General features: G+C 72.7%; 12 protein-coding genes, 1 tRNA gene and 2 pseudogenes. 8 read left to right on the forward strand and 7 right to left on the reverse strand.

All coding sequences use genetic code 11. The features are described 5' to 3' along the window. Nucleotides 1-44 precede the first annotated feature (44 nt). Together ACFY9V_RS29745 and ACFY9V_RS29750 are read right to left on the reverse strand one after the other, a co-directional pair. Nucleotides 45-1,871: an AMP-binding protein gene (locus ACFY9V_RS29745; RefSeq protein ID WP_391163722.1), complete on the reverse strand. Its 1,827-nt coding sequence runs from the start codon at nt 1,869-1,871 to the stop codon at nt 45-47. 308 nt (nt 1,872-2,179) lie between these two features. Continuing rightward, a complete protein-coding gene (locus ACFY9V_RS29750; RefSeq protein ID WP_391163724.1) occupies nt 2,180-3,049 on the reverse strand; it encodes a LysR substrate-binding domain-containing protein in 870 nt (289 codons plus the stop codon). 238 nt (nt 3,050-3,287) lie between these two features. Here ACFY9V_RS29750 and ACFY9V_RS29755 point away from each other — a divergent pair, with 238 nt between their 5' ends. Together ACFY9V_RS29755 and ACFY9V_RS29760 are read left to right on the forward strand one after the other, a co-directional pair. Next, complete coding sequence (locus ACFY9V_RS29755; protein WP_391163772.1) at nt 3,288-4,280, forward strand: bile acid:sodium symporter; 993 nt, start codon at nt 3,288-3,290, stop codon at nt 4,278-4,280. Nucleotides 4,281-4,289: 9 nt separating this feature from the next. After that, nucleotides 4,290-4,823 carry a DUF664 domain-containing protein gene (locus ACFY9V_RS29760; RefSeq protein WP_391051352.1) on the forward strand — a complete coding sequence of 178 codons (534 nt, stop codon included), beginning with the start codon at nt 4,290-4,292 and terminating at the stop codon, nt 4,821-4,823. A gap of 73 nt (nt 4,824-4,896) precedes the next feature. Here the strand turns inward: ACFY9V_RS29760 and fdhD are convergent, their stop codons facing one another. Continuing rightward, a complete protein-coding gene (gene fdhD, locus ACFY9V_RS29765; protein WP_391163725.1) occupies nt 4,897-5,742 on the reverse strand; it encodes a formate dehydrogenase accessory sulfurtransferase FdhD in 846 nt (281 codons plus the stop codon). Nucleotides 5,743-5,819: 77 nt separating this feature from the next. Here fdhD and ACFY9V_RS29770 point away from each other — a divergent pair, with 77 nt between their 5' ends. From ACFY9V_RS29770 to ACFY9V_RS29790, 5 genes are all read left to right on the forward strand, one after another. Beyond that, a complete protein-coding gene (locus ACFY9V_RS29770) occupies nt 5,820-6,173 on the forward strand; it encodes a chorismate mutase (protein WP_391119403.1) in 354 nt (117 codons plus the stop codon). 122 nt (nt 6,174-6,295) lie between these two features. Beyond that, on the forward strand, nt 6,296-6,961 hold the full coding sequence (locus ACFY9V_RS29775; protein ID WP_355339358.1) for an NAD(P)H-binding protein: 666 nt from the start codon (nt 6,296-6,298) through the stop codon (nt 6,959-6,961). Nucleotides 6,962-7,111: 150 nt separating this feature from the next. Next, nucleotides 7,112-7,196, forward strand: a tRNA-Leu gene (locus tag ACFY9V_RS29780). Nucleotides 7,197-7,332: 136 nt separating this feature from the next. Next, the gene (locus tag ACFY9V_RS29785) at nt 7,333-8,346 is read left to right on the forward strand and encodes a DUF5954 family protein (protein ID WP_355339361.1); all 1,014 of its coding nucleotides are present in this window, start codon (nt 7,333-7,335) and stop codon (nt 8,344-8,346) included. A gap of 212 nt (nt 8,347-8,558) precedes the next feature. Next, the gene (locus tag ACFY9V_RS29790) at nt 8,559-9,263 is read left to right on the forward strand and encodes a DUF4232 domain-containing protein (RefSeq protein ID WP_391163727.1); all 705 of its coding nucleotides are present in this window, start codon (nt 8,559-8,561) and stop codon (nt 9,261-9,263) included. Between the two features lie 18 nt (nt 9,264-9,281). On the opposite strand, the gene ACFY9V_RS29795 is transcribed toward ACFY9V_RS29790, so the two are convergent. Continuing rightward, nucleotides 9,282-9,860 (reverse strand): TetR family transcriptional regulator, encoded by a 579-nt coding sequence (locus ACFY9V_RS29795; RefSeq protein ID WP_391163728.1) that lies wholly within the window; start codon nt 9,858-9,860, stop codon nt 9,282-9,284. Between the two features lie 86 nt (nt 9,861-9,946). Here ACFY9V_RS29795 and ACFY9V_RS29800 point away from each other — a divergent pair, with 86 nt between their 5' ends. After that, a complete protein-coding gene (locus tag ACFY9V_RS29800; protein ID WP_391163729.1) occupies nt 9,947-10,828 on the forward strand; it encodes an NAD-dependent epimerase/dehydratase family protein in 882 nt (293 codons plus the stop codon). A 301-nt stretch (nt 10,829-11,129) separates the two neighbouring features. On the opposite strand, the pseudogene ACFY9V_RS29805 reads toward ACFY9V_RS29800, so the two are convergent. From ACFY9V_RS29805 to ACFY9V_RS29815, 3 genes and pseudogenes are all read right to left on the reverse strand, one after another. After that, a pseudogene (locus ACFY9V_RS29805) lies at nt 11,130-12,018 on the reverse strand (ATP-binding cassette domain-containing protein); the annotation flags it as partial. Further along, nucleotides 11,995-12,744, reverse strand: a pseudogene (locus ACFY9V_RS29810) (ATP-binding cassette domain-containing protein); the annotation flags it as partial. The pseudogenes ACFY9V_RS29810 and ACFY9V_RS29805, both read right to left, overlap by 24 nt. A 321-nt stretch (nt 12,745-13,065) precedes the next feature. After that, complete coding sequence (locus ACFY9V_RS29815) at nt 13,066-15,264, reverse strand: SNF2-related protein (RefSeq protein WP_391051367.1); 2,199 nt, start codon at nt 15,262-15,264, stop codon at nt 13,066-13,068. Nucleotides 15,265-15,294 lie beyond the last annotated feature (30 nt).

Raw genomic sequence — 15,294 nt, forward strand, 5'->3', positions numbered from 1 at the left:
GACGTGGGCTCCCTGACGCAGGCACGGCGGGCCGGGCTCCCGCCTCAGCCCCGGTAGAGCGCCTCGATCTCCCGCGCGTACACGTTCTCTATCGCCCGCCGCTTCAGCTTCAGCGACGGCGTCAAGGTGCCGCGCTCCTCCGAGAACGGCGCCGCCAGGATGCGGAAGGTGCGGATCGACTCGGACTGCGAGACAAGGGTGTTCGCGGCGACCACGGCCCGCCGGATCTCCGCCTCCAGGTCCGGGTCGTGCACCAGCTCGGTGGCGGGCAGATTCGGCTTGCCGCGCATCCGCAGCCAGTGCTCGACGGCCTCCCGGTCGTAGGTGATCAGCGCGGCGACGAAGGGCCGGTTGTTGCCCACGGCCACGCACTGCGCGACCAGCGGGTGCGCCCGGACCCGCTCCTCCAGCGCGACCGGCGACACGCTCTTGCCGCCGCTGGTCACCAGGATCTCCTTCTTGCGGCCGGTGATCGTCAGATAACCGTCCTCGTCGAGCGCGCCCAGATCCCCGGTGGCGAGCCAGCCGTCCCGCAGCACTTCCTCGGTGGCCTTGGCGTTGTTGAGGTAGCCGTGGAAGACCTGGCCGCCGCTCAGCCAGATCTCGCCGTCGTCGGCGATGGCCACGGTGGTGCCGGGCACCGGCTGGCCGACGGTGCCGAAACGCGTCTGCTCCGGCGGGTTCGCGGTCGCGGCGGCCGTCGTCTCGGTCAGGCCGTAGCCCTCGTAGATCGTGACGCCCGCGCCGGAGAAGAACAGGCCGAGCCGCCGGTCCATCGCCGAGCCGCCCGAGATCCCGTGCCGCACCCGGCCGCCGAGCGCGTCGCGGACCTTGCTGTAGACCAGCTTCTCGTAGAGCTGGTGCTGCATCCGCAGGCCCGTGCTCGGACCTGGGCCGGTGCCGAAGGCCCGCGCCTCCACCGCCTCCGCGTACCGCACCGCGACGTCGACCGCCTTCTCGAACGGCCCGAGCCTGCCGCCCGCCTCCGCCTTGCGGCGCGCGCCCTGGTAGACCTTCTCGAAGACGTACGGCACGGCCAGGACGAACGTCGGCCGGAAGGCGGCGAGGCTCGGGATGAGTTCGGCGGCCGTCATGCTCGGCTGGTGGCCGAGGCGGATCCGGTGCCGTACCGCGGCGACCTCCACCATGCGGCCGAAGACGTGCGCCAGCGGCAGGAAGAGCAGTGTGGACGGCTCCTCGCCCGGCTTGCTCCGGAAGACCGGCTCCCAGCGGGCCACCACGTTCTCGGTCTCCGCCATGAAGTTTGCGTGCGTGAGGACACAGCCCTTGGGCCGCCCGGTGGTGCCCGAGGTGTAGATGACGGTGGCGACGGCGTCGGGCGTGACGGCGAGACGGTGCCGCTCCACGACCTCGTCGCCGATCTGCCGCCCGGCCTCCGACAGTTCGCTCACGCAGTCGGAGTCGAGCTGCCACAGCCGGGTCAGCGCGGGCAGTTCGTCCACGGCCGCGCCGATCGTCATGGCGTGGTCCTCGTGCTCCACGACCGCCGCCACCGCGCCCGAGTCGTGCAGCATCCACCGCACCTGCTCGGAGGAGGAGGTCGGATAGACCGGTACGGACTGGGCGCCGATCGCCCACAGCGCGAAGTCGAACAGCGTCCACTCGTACCGGGTACGGGACATGATCGCGACCCGGTCGCCGAACCGTACGCCCTCGGCCAGCAGCCCCTTGGCCACCGCGAGCACCTGGTCGCGGAATTCGCTCGTCGTCACGTCCTGCCAGACGCCGTCCTCGTCCGCGCGACCGAACACCACCTTGTCGGGGGCCTGCCGTGCGTTGCCGAACACGGCATCCGCCAAACCTCCGGCCTGTGGCGTCGTGGCCATGGGGGGGACGGTGAACTCGCGCAACGGGTGCTCTCCTCATACCGCACAGTGCGGGGCCCGTAAGCTATCCGATCCGCCGCACGGGCGGGAGGGCCGTGGCAGGGCCGTGTTATCGGACATCTGTGCTGGTGACGGGCGTATGACCGCGTCTCACAAGGGAGTCGTGCCCACGCGGCCGTTTCCGATGCTTCCGCCGCCGTACTTTTATCTCCACCAAATCTGCGCCGACCGGTCACTGGCGCTCCACTGTCCCAGGGGCCACGTGCGCCCCGCGTCCGGCCCCGCCCGCGGCTCCGCGTCGTTCGGCCCCGCGTCATCCGCCCCGCGCCTGGTCAGGACAGCGGCTTGTGCAGCCGGTCGCCGCCCGCGAGGATCGCCGCGGCCAGCGCGTCGGCCGCGTCCTGGGCGCGGGCCTGCCGCCGCCCGTGCAGCAGGACGAAGTCCACCGCGCCCAGTTCCGGCAGCCCGGACCGGGCGGGCAGCCGTACCAGCCCGGCGGGCACCAGCCCCTGCGCGTGCGCCATCACGCCGAGGCCCGCGCGGGCCGCCGCGACCAGACCGCTGAGCGAGGCGCTGGTGCACGCCACCCGCCAGGCCCGCCCGTCGCGCTCCAGCACCTCCAGCGCGCGGGCGCGGGTGATGCCGGGCGGGGGGAAGGCGATCAGCGGCACCGGACGGTCCGGGTCCAGGCGCAGCCGCTCGCCGCCGATCCACACCAGCTTGTCGCGCCACACGAGCCGTCCGGGGCCGTTCGGCCCCTGCCGCTTGGCCAGGCACAGGTCGAGCCGTCCCGCGTCGAGCCACTGGTGGAGGGTGCCGGACAGTTCGACGGTCAGCTCCAGGTCGACCTCGGGGTGCTCGCGCCTGAAGCCCTCCAGGATCTCCGGCAGCCGGGTCAGCACGAAGTCCTCCGAGACGCCGAAGCGCAGCCGTCCGCGCAGCCGGGTGCCGGTGAAGAAACCGGCCGCGCGCTCGTTCGCCTCCAGGATCGTCCGGGCGAAGCCGAGCATGGCCTCGCCGTCCTCGGTCAGCTCCACGCCGTGGGTGTCGCGGGCGAAGAGCCGGCAGCCCGCCGCCTCCTCCAGGCGCCGCACATGCTGGCTCACCGTGGACTGCCGCAGCCCCAGGCGCTGCGCGGCCTGCGTGAAGCTCAGCGTCTGCGCCACGGCGAGGAAGGTCCGCAGCTGCACGGGATCGAACATGCCCGCAAGTCTAGTCCGGCAATCGCGTTCCGTGATGACAGTGAGTACGGCAACCGGGCTTCCCGATCGCCGACGCCCCGACGATGCTGGAGCGGTGCCATCAGATACCGCGCCGCAGGACCCGCCAGACACCGCGCCGCAGGCCGCCGGGACGGACACCGCGCCGCAGGCCGTGACAGATACCGCGCCGCGGGCCGCCGCGACGGACACCGCGCCGCGGGCCCCGAAGCGGTCGGGGCTGCTCAAGCGGCTGCCCGTCGACCCGTACATCGCGGCCCTGCTCGCCACCGTCGCCTTCGCCGCGCTGCTGCCCGCGACCGGGACCGCCGCGCACACCGCGAGCCGTGCGAGCAACGGCGCGGTCGCGCTGCTCTTCTTCCTCTACGGCGCCCGGCTGTCCACGGGCGAGGCGCTGACCGGGCTGCGCCACTGGCGGCTGCACCTCACCGTGCTCGCCGCCACCTTCGTCGCCTTCCCGCTGCTGGGCCTGGCCGCCCGCGGCCTGGTCCCGTACGTCCTGGCGCCGCAGCTCTACCCCGGCTTCCTCTTCCTGTGCCTGCTGCCGTCCACCATCCAGTCCTCGATCGCGTTCACCTCGATCGCCCGCGGCAACGTCGCCGCCGCCATCTGCGCCGGGTCCTTCTCCAGCCTCGCCGGGATCGTCCTCACCCCGCTGCTGGCCGCGGCCCTCATCGGCGGCGACTCCGGCGTCGACGCGCACGCGCTGCTCGACATCTCCCTCCAACTGCTCGCGCCCTTCGTCGCCGGGCAGGTGCTGCGCCGCTGGATCAACGGCTTCCTCATCCGGCACCGCAAGGTGCTCGGCTACGTCGACCGCGGGTCGATCCTGCTGGTCGTCTACACCGCCTTCAGCGCGGGCATGGCCGAGGGCATCTGGCACAAGGTCCCGGTGCCGCGGCTGGCGGAACTGCTCGTCCTGGAGGCGGTGCTGCTCGCCCTGATGCTCGGCCTCACCTCCTTCGGCGCGCGCCGCCTCGGCTTCGACCGGGCCGACCGGATCACCATCGTCTTCGCCGGGTCCAAGAAGAGCCTGGCGTCCGGACTGCCCATGGCCACCGTGCTGTTCGGGTCCGGCGCCGGGCTCGCCGTACTGCCGCTGATGCTCTTCCACCAGATGCAGCTCATGGTCTGCGCGGTGATCGCGAAACGCTGGGCACGCCGGCCGGACCCGGAGGTAAACGCTGGGCACGCCGGCCGGACCCGGAGGTAGCGTGGCGCGATGACCAGGACGACGACGCCACGCGACCAGCCGGACCCGCCGCCGCTCCGCGGCGACCTGCGCCCGCCGGGGCTGAACGCGGATGAGCCGACGACGCTGCTGAGCTTCCTCGACTATCTGCGGGAGGCCGTCGTCGCCAAGGCGGAAGGCGTGCCGGACGAGGTCGCGAAGGCGCCGGGCGTCACCTCGGGCACCAGCCTCCTCGGCCTGGTCAAGCACCTCACGGCCGTCGAGTTCAACTGGTTCGTCTGGGCCTACGAGGGCGCCGACCTCCCGCTGCGGGACGACGAGATCCCGCCGTCCGACGACGAGAGCGGCGCCGACCTGATCGCCGCCTACCGCGCCGCCGCCCTGCGCAGCAACGAGACCGTCGCCGCCTGCGCCGACCTCGAACGCCCCGGCGCCCGCTCCCTGCGCGAGACCCCGGCGCCGTCCCTGCGCTGGGTGCTGGTCCACATGATCGAGGAGACGGCGCGGCACGCTGGCCACGCCGACATCATCCGCGAGCGGTACGACGGGGACGTCGGCCGCTGACGGCCCTGTTCAGCGGATCACCCGATGAGCCGGTGACCTGATGACCCGGTGACCCGGTGACCCGATGACCAGGTCACCCGGTGTGCTCCGCCGCGAGCACGATACGGGACTCGCCCGCGTACACGTTCATGGAGTTGCCGCGCAGGAAGCCGACGAGGGTGAGACCGGACTCCGCGGCCAGATCGACGGCGAGCGAGGAGGGGGCGGAGACGGCGGCCAGTACGGGGATGCCCGCCATCACGGCCTTCTGCGCCAGTTCGAACGAGGCGCGGCCCGAGACCATGAGGATGTGTCCCGCCAGCGGCAGCCGGCCCTCGCGCAGCGCCCGGCCGACCAGCTTGTCCACCGCATTGTGCCGCCCCACGTCCTCCCGCGCGTCCAGCAGCTCGCCGTGCTCGTCGAAGAGGGCGGCGGCGTGCAGCCCGCCGGTGCGGTCGAACACGGCCTGCGCGGCGCGCAGCCGGTCGGGCAGCGAGGACAGCAGCGCCGGGGTGAGCCTGGGGGAGTCCGGATCGGTGATCGGCAGCCGCGTCGCCGTACGCACCGCGTCCAGGCTGGCCTTGCCGCACAGCCCGCAGGACGACGTCGTATAAACGTTCCGCTCCAGCGAGATGTCCGGAAGCGGGACACCGGGCGCGAGCTGGACGTCCACGACGTTGTACGTGTTCACGCCGTCCGCGGTGGCGCCCGCGCAGTACACCACCGACCTGACGTCGTCGGCCGCGGCGAGCACGCCCTCGCTGACCAGGAAGCCGGTGGCCAGCGCGAAGTCGTCGCCGGGTGTGCGCATCGTGATGGCGAGCGGCTTGCCGTTCAGCCGGATCTCCAGCGGCTCCTCGGCCACCAGCGTGTCCGCGCGGTGCCCCGCCACGCCGTCCCTGATCCGCAGTACGCGGCGCCGCTCGGTGACCCGTCCCATGCCTCAAGAGTGACATAGGTAGGGTGATCGGGAACTCGCCGCCGAGCACCACGGACCGACCAGGATGGCAGACCGAGATGAGCGACCAGCCGACCGCCGAGCACTCACTGGTGAGCGACGAGGAGGCGTTGGAAAGACTCCGCGCCCTGCGCGGCAGCATCGACAACCTGGACGCGGCGCTGGTGCACCTGCTCGCCGAGCGCTTCAAGTGCACCCAGCAGGTCGGTGAGCTGAAGGCCGCCCACCACCTCCCGGCCGCCGACCCGGCCCGCGAGGCCGACCAGATCGCCCGGCTGCGCCGCCTCGCGGAGGACGCCAAGCTCGATCCGGCCTTCGCCGAGAAGTTCCTCAACTTCATCATCGACGAGGTCGTACGGCACCACCGTGCCATCGCCGCCCGTCCGAAGCAGGCCCCGAACAACGGTTCCTGACCGGCCCCGTGAACGGCCGCTCCTGACCGTGCGTCAAGTGCCCGGCGCCCGCACCCCGAAACCCGGTGGTGGGGCGCCGCGTTGAACCTGGCACAGCACACGCACACACAGGGAGCCACCACATGAAGCTCACGATCTTCGCGGCGACCGGGGGGATCGGCCGGCTCCTGGTCGATCAGGCGGTCGACGCGGGACACGACGTGACGGCCGTCGTCCGCAATCCGGCGCGACTCACCCGGGACGTCCACTCCGTCACCGCCGACCTCACCCACCCCGACGCCGACGCGCTGCGCGGCGCGGTCGAGGGCGCCGACGGCGTCCTGTCCGCGTTCGGTCCCAGCTCACGGGCCCAGACCGGCATCACCTCGGTCGGCACCCGCGCCATCGTCGAGGCCATGCAGGCCACCGGCGCCCGCCGGATCGTCGTCGTCAGCGCCGCGCCGGTCTCCACCACCCCGTCGCCCGGCCGTCCGAACCCGCCCAAGCACGACCCGGGCGAGGGCCCCCTCATGCGCTATGTCGGCGCCCCCATGGGCAAGCTCTTCCTGGGCAAGCACTTCGCCGACCTCGCCCTCATGGAGGACATCCTCCGCGACAGCGGCCTCGACTGGACCTCCGTCCGTCCGCCCCGTCTCACCGACAAGCCGCTCTCCACCACCTACCGCACCGCCGTCGACCAGAACCTCCGGGGCGGCGCCCTCGCCTCCCGTGCCGACGTCGCCCACTTCATGCTCCACGCCCTCTCCGACCCCGCCACCGTCAAGCAGGCCATCGGCATCGCCACCTGAGCCCCCACCCGCCCCCACCTGCTCCGCAGCGTCCGTCCGGGCCCCGCACCCGGCCGGACCGCCCGCCGCAATCCCAGGTGAGAAGCACTCCGAATCCTTGGTATCGTTGACCCCGTCACCACGACCCCGCGGGTCGCGGTTGCACACCCCGTCCGGGTGGCGGAATGGCAGACGCGCTAGCTTGAGGTGCTAGTGCCCTTTATCGGGCGTGGGGGTTCAAGTCCCCCCTCGGACACCCATGGTTTTCCTGACAAGGCCGCCTTCGGGCGGCCTTTTTCAGCCCTCTGCTGACAACGATGTCGCGTACGTGTGGTGTGCGGTATCAGGCAATTCGCTGACAGCCGCCGCTCGGGTGTGGGGACAATGGCTCCATGAGCGGGGACGAACCCACAGCGTCAGAGAACCTGATCATGAACGTCCAACTAGGCGGCCACCCCGTCGAATTGGCCGCCGAGGCAGACCGCAGAGACGCCGCGCAGCGGTACGGGCACTACATCGTCCGCGGCCCGCTCTTCGCCCTGGCGGCGTGCGCACCGGGCGACGTCGGATGGCGGTTGCTGACCCCCATGACGGACGGCTTCCCCCAGGCGTCGCGCGACGCCCTCAACTCCCGCCTCTGGTTCCGGGCCAAGGAGGACACCGACGACCCGGCGCTGCGCCGGGAACTGCTGTCGGCGGTCGACCGCCTGGAGTCGGAACCCCTCGACGAGCTGACCGTGGCCGGGACCCGCTACCGGGTCGTCCGCGGCGACGAGTTCTTCTACACCCACGACGGCAAGGTCGAGCCGCCGCGCCCCACCGACCCCGATCCCGCGGTCCTGGACTGGGACGACCGCGCCGCGGACCCCGAGCTGGACGGCGACGTCGTCATCGACCACGCCGCCGCGACCGGGGTGATGGCGAGCGCCGAACGCCTCGCGCTGCGCGACCTGCACTACCGCAGCCTCCGCTACCCCGCCGACGTACGGGCCGACTCACGGTCCGCGCTGCGGACGCATCCGGGAGTCGTCCTGCTCCCGGCGGCGTTCCGGGTGGTCGAGCGGACGGACGTCGGCTGGGAGCCGGCCATCAACATCCTGGCCACCCCGCACGCCGCCCGCCGGGCCCTGGCCGACGCGCTGACCACCATGTGGCCCCGGATGTACGAGCTGGACGCGGACGAGGAGGCCGACTACGCCCGCGCCGCCGAGGAGTTCCGCGCCGCCGGCCGGGCGAACGAACTCGAGGTCGGCGGCCGGCAGTTCTCTGTGGCCCGCGTCGCGCGGCTGATCCGGGTCGGCGCCGACGGCCCCGAGCCGCCCCGCCCCTCCGACGTCGACCCGTACGGCCCGTCGAAGATCCACCCCACGATGGACGAGCACGGGAACATCACCTACGACGAGTGACCACCGGCCCGGTGCGGCGACGTGCCCACCGGGCCGCCGGGGATTCGTGTGACGGATGCGACGACCGCATTCCGTCTGTCTTGATCATGCTTCTCGCGTGTCACGGGGGCGTCCCGGTGGGATTCCCCGCGCAACCGCCGCCCCTGCCGGGTGCCTCCATCAGCGCAGAAGGTCCGCGACGGGCGGGCCGGCACCCGACTTACGGAGTAGCAATGCGCAGCAGCAAGAGGCTCTCGGTTCTCGCCCTCGTCGTCGTGGCCGCCGGAATGTCGCTCACGGCCTGTGGCCCCGACGACTCCAGCGCCTCCGGTACGACGGCGTCGCCCAGTGCCCCCGGCGCCACGTCGTCGCCCAGTGCCGCGCCCGGCCAGGACAGCTCCTCCGGTGGTTCCGGTGACGGCTCCAGCAGCGGTTCCAGCGGCGGTTCCGGCGGTACGACCGGAGGCTCCGGGTCGTCGAACGGCGGCTCGTCGAACGGCGGCTCCTCGAACGCCGGGTCGGCGGCCGGCGCCATGTGCAAGACCTCGAACCTGGCCATCTCGGCCGAGCACGGCATCTCGGGCGAGGGCATGGAGCTGATCCACTTCAAGAACACCGGCTCCGGCTCCTGCACGATGCACGGCTTCGCGGGCATCGACCTGAAGAGCGGCACGGACACCGTGAACGTCGCCCGCCGCCCCGGCAGCGAGGTGCCTACCGTCACGCTGGCTCCCGGCGAGCGCACCGAAGCCGTCCTGTACTACCCGTTCAACAGCAGCGGCGGCAGCGGCTACACCTTCACCACGATGACCGTCACGCCGCCCAACGAGACCCACTCCACGAGCGTCGGCGCGACCATCAACATCCCGCTCGACAACCCCGACGAGAACGTCCAGACCGCTCAGATCCACATGAATGCGGTCGGCGCGGGCAAGTGACCGTATTCTGTCTCCGGTTCAGCCCAGCGACGCGCTCGCCGCGCGCAGCTCATCGAGGGCCGTGACGAGGTGCCCGCCCAGGTCGTCCCCGGCGTCGCGGTCGCCCTCGGACCAGACCGCGTAACCCCGCTTGAAGGCGAGGAGGCCGAGTTCGCCCGCGAGGGCGGCGGTCGGACCGGGAATCCCGCGCGCCGCCAGGGCGCTGGTCATCGCGTTGGCGAGGCTGACGCTCTTGAGCGCGTCACGTTCCTGGAGCTCGGCGCTGGCGGCGACGGCCGCCTTGAGGCGGGGGGCGAAGTCGCGGTTCATGGGGCCCATCGCGGTCGAGGCGCGCGCGAGACCGGCGGCGACCGCCTCCAGCGGGCTGGCGTCCGCGGGCGCCTCGGCGATTCCCTCGGCCAGCAGCCGGCTCAGCGTCTCCTGCCCCGCGACCAGCAGCTCGCGCTTGTCGGGGAAGTGCCGGAAGAAGGTGCTCTTGGTGACCCCGGCACGCTCGGCGATCTGCGTGACGGTCGTGGCGTCGTACCCCTGCTCGGTGAACAGGTCGACGGCGGCCACGACAAGGCGTTCGCGCGCCCCTGGTTCCCACCGACTCATGAGGTCATCCTATCTGACGGGACTCTTGTCCCATCAGTCTGTTACGGTGATGGGACAAGAGTCCCGTCACTTGTGGGAGTGTTTCCATGCGCGTCTTCGTCACCGGCGGCACCGGTCTGATCGGCTCCGCCGTCGTCGCCGAACTGCTCGGCAACGGCCACACCGTCCTCGCACTCACCCGTTCCGACGCGTCCGCGCGAGCCGCGGAGGCGGCCGGGGCCGAGGCGATCAGGGGAGACCTCGCCGACCTGGACGCCCTGCGTACCGGCGCCGGGCGCGCCGACGGGGTGGTCCACCTGGCGTTCGCCAACGACTTCAGCAGCGCCGAAGCGGTCGCGAACGCGGTCGCCGAGGAGACCGCCGCCCTCGCGGCCCTCGGCGAGGCGCTGGTCGGCAGCGACCGCCCCTTCGTCACCGCCTCCGGCACGCCCTACGTGCCGGGCCGCGCCTCCGTCGAGAGCGACCCGGTGCCGACCGAGGGACCCGTCGGCGGTCGCGGTCGGGCGGTCACGGCGGTCCTGGACCTGGCCTCGCGCGGGGTCAGGAGTTCGGCCGTGCGCCTGCCGCGTACGGTCCACAACGAGGGCGCGGGCGGCTTCGCCGGTCTGCTGACCCACATCGCGCGCCAGAGCGGCGTCTCCGGCTACCCGGGCGACGGCACCCAGCGCTGGCCCGCCGTGCACGCGCTCGACGCGGCGGTGCTCTTCCGGCTCGCGCTGGAAGGCGCGGAGGCCGGGACCGCCTGGCACGCCGTGGCCGACGAGGGCGATCAGGTCCGGGACATCGCCGCGGTCATCGGCCGCCGGCTGAACCTGCCGGTCGAGTCCGTGCCCGCCCAGACGTACGGCACTCTCGGCCCGATCTTCGCGGCCGACCAGCCCTCGTCCAGCGCCCACACCCGCAAGGTGCTCGGCTGGGAGCCGAAGCACCCCGGTCTCCTGGAGGACCTGGAGAACATCCAGCCCTGAGCGGGCGGCGACCCGGTCGGCTTCCCGGTCCGAGGTACGCCAAGGCACTCAGCGACCTCGGCAGCCTCAGGGTTTCCGGGCTCGGGGTTTGCGGGTCTCGTCCCGGTTGATGCCCGTCCCTACGCCTCGGCCGCTCCGAGCAGTCCCCGGACCTCCTCCGCGGTGGTCTCCTGGAGCTCGTCCGTGACGAGGAGCCAGCGCGTCACACCGATCGACTCCAGGAACGGCAGATCGTGGCTGGCGACGAGCAGGGCGCCCTCGAAGGAGTCCAGGGCGCCGGTGAGTTGACGCAGGCTGGCCAGGTCGAGGTTGTTGGTGGGCTCGTCCAGCATGAGGAGTTGGGGCGCGGGAGCGGCGAGCATCGTCGCGGCGAGCGCGGCGCGGAAGCGTTCGCCGCCGGAGAGGGTGCCCGCGCGCTGCTCGGCCCGCGCGCCCTTGAAGAGGAACCGCGCGAGCTGGGAACGGATGTGGTTGTCGGTGACGCCGGGCGCCCGCCGGGCCACATTCGCCGCGACGCTCAACTCCTCGTCCAGCACGTCGAGTCGCTGCGGCAGGAACCGCAGCGGTACGTGTCCGACCGCCTCGCCGGACAGCGGCGCCAGCTCACCGGCGAGGGTGCGCAGCAGCGTGGTCTTCCCCGCCCCGTTGCGTCCGACCAGCGCGACGCGCTCGGGGCCGCGTAGCTCGAAGGTGCCGTCGAGCAGCCGGCCGTACCGGGGGCGCAGCGCGCGCAGGCTCAGGACCGTACGGCCGGCGGGCACGGCGGTGTGGGGGAGGTCGACCCGGATCTCGGCGTCGTCACGGACCGCGTCCGCGGCCTCCTCGCGCCGCTCGCGCGCCTCGTCGAGCCGGTCCTCGTGCACGCCGCGGAGCCTGCCCGCCGACTCCTGCGCCGACCGCTTCTTCTCGCCCGCGACGATCCGCGGCGCCCGCCGCTGCGCGTCCAGCTTCTTGTCCTGCTTCTGGCGCCGGGCCACCTTGATCTGCGCCTCCTCCAACTCCCGCTTCTGCCGCCGTACATCGGCCTCCGCGGCCCGCAACGTCCGTCCGGCCGCCTCCTGTTGCGCGGCCAGTGCCTCCTGGTACGCCGACCAGCCGCCGCCGTACCAGTTCACGGAACCCGTCCGCAGTTCGGCGATCCGGTCTACGCGCTCCAGCAGTTCACGGTCGTGGCTGACCACGACCAGCACGCCGGAGCGCCAGGAGTCGACGGCCTCGTAGAGCCGCCGCCTGGCCACCAGGTCCAGATTGTTGGTGGGCTCGTCGAGCAGCAGCACATCGGGGCGCTCCAGCAGGAGCGCGGCCAGCCGCAGCAGTACGGTCTCGCCGCCGGACATCTCGCCGACGGCCCGGTCGAGGCCGATGCCGCCGAGACCGAGCGTGCCGAGCGTCGCCAGCGCCCGCTCCTCGACATCCCAGTCGTCGCCGACCGTCTCGAAGTGCTCCTCGTCCACGTCACCGGCCTCGATCGCGCGCAGGGCGGCCCGCCGCTCCGCGATGCCGAGCGCCTGGTCGACGCGGAGGCCGGTGTCGAGTGTGATGTTCTGCGGCAGGCAGGCGAGGGTGCCGCCGACGCTCACCGAGCCCCGCGCGGGGCGCAGTTCGCCGGAGAGCAGCCGCAGCAGCGTGGACTTGCCGGTGCCGTTGGCGCCGACGAGCCCGGTCCGGCCGCGGCCGATGGTCAGGGACAGGCCGTCGAACACGGGCGTGCCGTCCGGCCACTGGAAGGACAGCCCCGAGCAGGTCAGGGACGCGCCGGGCGGGGTGGCGGTGGGATGGGCCATGGTGGGTCTCGCAGTCGAAAGCGCGGTGGATGGGGGGCTTCGTATGCGAGCACCACGCGGCGACCTGGCCGGACAGCGGGAGGGTGCGGGCCTCCGTGAGGTGACGGACGGCCCGGGGCACCGAGGTCGCATCTGCGCGGACGTCACGGCGCGGCGGGAACGCCGACTGCCACGTGACGCGTATACGGCGAAGCGAAGGCCGTACCGCGCGATGATCGCGGACCTCAGATGCGCAACGTCCACCTCTATCGGAGACAACAGGACCTGATCACGGTACCGCAGAGGTCCGGCACGACGAACCCGATTTACGGCCCCCGGCCCCCCGGCCCCCGCGCCTCCCGGCCCCCCGCGCCTCCCGGCACCCGGCGGGCTCGGCCTCCCGGCGACGCTCGCCCCCCCCTCGGCCCCCGGCTTCCTCGGGCGCCCTCTACGGCGCCGCGCCGCGCGCCCCCGTCACTTGGTGAGGGACAGCCTCATCTGCTCCTCCTCCACGATCCGCCGCGCGAGCGACTGCTCCGAGATGTCGACCGCGTCGGGAGTCGACTCCGCGAGGTCGCTGCGGCGCGCGTAGGCGTCGAAGAGCACCTGCTTGGTGCCGAGGATGTCGAGCATGCGCTGGTCGACGCTGTCGGCGATCAGCAGCCGGTGCACGCGCACGTGGCGGATCTGGCCCATGCGGTGGGCGCGCCCGATGGCCTGGGCCTCCAGGGTCGGCTTGACCTGCGGCTCGCAGAGGATCACCACCGAGGCGGCCTGCATGTTCAGCCCGGTGCCGCCCGCCTGGATCTGGCTGAGCAGCACCGCGTGGCCGGGCACCGCCGCGAAGGCGTCGACCATTTCCTGGCGCTCGGTGGCGGCGACCGCGCCGGTCAGCGGGCCGAAGGCGGCCGGGCCGAGCGCGTCGTGCACGGTGGTCAGCACATCGCGGAAGAAGGAGAAGACGACGACCTTCAGCTCGTTCTCCTCGGCCTCCTTCACCAGTTCGCGCAGCCGCTGGAGCTTCGCCGAACGATGGGGCGCCGCGTAGGCGGCGCGCCGCATCGCCATGAAGTTCCCCTCCGCGACCGCCGTCCGGTAGGCGGCCAGATCCGTACGGCTGAACTCCTCCCACTCGTCGGACTGCGCCAGCTCCGGCAGTTCGGTGAGCACGTCCTGCTGATTGCGGCGCAGATAGGCCGGGGCGACGGCCCTGCGGAACGCCTGCGAGCCCGCGACCGCGTCGCTGTGCCGGATGTGGGGGAGCAGGTCGGGCTGGAGGTGGTGCACCAGACTGCGGAATTCCTCGACGCGGTTCTCCATCGGGGTGCCGGTCAGGAACAGCACGCGGTCGGTCCTGGCCGTCCACAGCGCGACGGTCCGCGACCTGCGCGTGTCCGGGTTCTTCACGTAGTGCGCCTCGTCCACGACGAGCATCCCCAGCGGCACCCCCTCGGGCACGTCCAGCGAACTCAGCGCGTCGTACGTGGTGACGGCCACGCCGCCGTCCCGCACCCAGTCCGCCAACGCCGCTTTCCGGTACGGGCCGTGCAGCCGGTACGCGTCCAGGGCGCTGCGCGACTCGATCTCCCGCGACCAGTTGACCAGCACGCTCGCCGGGCAGACGACGAGGAAGTGCGTACGGCCCTCCGCCCGCAGGTGGGCCAGGGCCGCGATGGCCTGGATGGTCTTGCCCAGGCCCATCTCGTCGCCGATGATCACCCGCCGCTGGGCCAGCGCGAAGCGCGCGCCGAACGCCTGGTAGCCGCGCAGCGACACCCGGCGGTGCGTGTCGTCAAGACGCTGTCCGCGCACCCGCTCGGAGACCGACGACGGCAGGAAGCCTTCCGCCGCGTCGATGTCCGGGGCGAGTTCGGCGATCTCCGCGAGCAGGACGGTGTACTCCGACGGCCTGACCTCGAAGTCCAGCCACGCCTCGGCGGCGGGCGCCGCCGGGCGCAGCAGGTCGGTGCTCGCCTGGGTCAGCAGCAGCCCGGTGCCGTCGGCGGTGTGCTCCGCCAGCAGCTCCTCGATCCGCCGCACGGCGTCCTGCGCGCGCAGCCGCCCGAGCCTGCCCGCCAGCAGCATCCGCAGCCGGGCGCCCGCCGGGCGGGCGGCGGCCAGCAGCGGTGTCAGCTCGGCGTCCACGCGCGCGGCGGTCTCCACGGCCCGCGGAATCTCGGGACCCGCGTTGACCAGCCGGTTGAGCGCCATCACCAGGGCGGTGGTGTCCGGGTCGTCCCGGTCGGCCGGATCGATACGGACGGCCACGTGCTCCTCGGCCGCGGACGCGATCTGGCGCGCCGCCGCTATGGCCTGGTCGGCGCTCTGCGCGCCCACGCCGGGGACCTGCCGCAGCTCGTACGACCGGGCGCCGTAGACCTTGCCGACCGTGTCGTACCCGGCCTGTTCCATGGCGCCGAGGCGCAGCCTGCCCTCGGTGACGTCCTTGAGCCGGGCGACCGGGATGCCGTCCAGCTCGCGGCGGACCCGTACCTCCCGCAGCGGGACCAGCGCGGCCTGCACGTCGGCGCGCACCCGTGTGTGGTCCGCGGTGACCGTACGAGCCGAGGCGACGAGCTTCGCGGCCTGGCCGGACACCTTCCGCGCCTGCTTGCCGACCGGCGCCTGCCGCGCACCCGCCTCTTCCTGTCCGACACCCCCGTCCGCGTCCATGGCTCCCCGTCTCCCGCCGATTCCGATTCC

The organism is Streptomyces sp. NPDC008317, assembly GCF_042955955.1.
Lineage (GTDB): Bacteria > Actinomycetota > Actinomycetes > Streptomycetales > Streptomycetaceae > Actinacidiphila.